Here is a 1,398-nt window from a genome sequence, read left to right as displayed (position 1 = left end):
CTCTATTTGATCATTTGAAAAATAGTTTAATGTTGTGGCATACAAGGCATCGCTCACCTGTAAATGCATGCACACATTTGATGGCATGCCTTGCTGCATGGGTTATCGATCCTATCTCTATTGTGGGCCAGAAAAGATTGAGTGTTTTATGAACCGTAATTCCGAACTGAGGTTATTGCTAAATTTTATATATCTTTTTCAGTAAAGGAGAGATCATTAAAACAATGATGCCAAAAACAAAAGCAAATATTGTTAGATTTAAAAATACGTTATAGTAAGCTTCTGCTTGAGAGTCTATTGCGCTTCCTACATCTGTAAATGTTGCTATATGACTTGCTATATAGTTACTGAAAGATGATTTAATGCCCCAAACGCCAAAAAGCACGGCAACAACATCAATTGGCGAAACCTTGCTAATAGCAGCAAGCCCCGTTGGGCTACAAGCAAGCTCACCCATTGTAATAACAAAATATCCTGCGATGATCCATAGTAATGAAACCATCTCACCTTGCATGGCATAATAAGCTCCTAGGGTATATATCCCCATAGCTGCTCCAGTTAAAATAACACCTGAACCCATTTTAGCAAAGACACTTGGATTCCATCTTGTCCACAATGCTGCAAAAAATGGCGCTAGAATTACTACAAAAAGACTATTGAATGACATTGTGCTAGCAGAAGAAATTTCAAAGCCAAATATATTCAGGTTCACAAGTCTTTCCGTAAATAAAAGTACACTTGTCGCTGTTTGCTCAAATAGTGCAAAAAACACCATAACGATAATAGATAACTTAATAACAGCGCCAATAGCTAAGATATATTTCTTACCACCAATTACTGCTTTATAAAGCAGATAAATAGCAACAAATCCTGCAACTATATACAGCACAGTTGAGGTATCTCTAGGGTTTTGAATAAAATAGGTAAAAATCATTGTAGAAGCTAAAGCTAAGGTAATAATTATGAGCTTTATTTTTATTGATGCTTGCACTTGATCTGGTGGTAGCAGTCCTTTCTTTTGACCAAGCATGAAAATAATCAAGCCTAATGCCATACCAATAGCTGCCGCTGAAAAACCGACATGCCAACCAAAATATTTAGCGATGATAGGAACCATTAGCAAAGCAACCCCACCGCCTAAGTTAACTGCCATATAAAACAAGGTATAGCCACTATCACGTCTAGGGTCTTTTTTCTCATAAAGCAATCCAATGTTTGCTGCCATGGACGATTTAAAAAAACCAGTACCAACTACAACAAAAGATAAACCATAGGACTTACGCATTGATGGATGGCATGAATTTTGGTAGTAGCGATTCCATCGATGGTGCGAACTCAGTCACAAACTTAGCAATGACACTTTTAAATAACTCTCTGGATAACTCATAGCAGTTTTTC

1 protein-coding gene is annotated in these 1,398 nt (G+C 37.0%); it reads right to left on the bottom strand.

Annotation, left to right across the window (positions count from 1 at the left end; all coding sequences use genetic code 11):
• Positions 1-178: 178 nt before the first annotated feature.
• Positions 179-1,285: a peptide MFS transporter gene (locus DNJ75_RS14805; protein ID WP_117004188.1), complete on the bottom strand. Its 1,107-nt coding sequence runs from the start codon at positions 1,283-1,285 to the stop codon at positions 179-181.
• Positions 1,286-1,398 lie beyond the last annotated feature (113 nt).

It is taken from the genome of Cysteiniphilum litorale (genome assembly GCF_003428165.1).
Lineage (GTDB): Bacteria > Pseudomonadota > Gammaproteobacteria > Francisellales > Francisellaceae > Caedibacter > Caedibacter litoralis.
The sequence above is the reverse complement of the archived record's forward strand: the minus strand, read 5'-3'. Positions and strand labels throughout refer to the sequence as shown.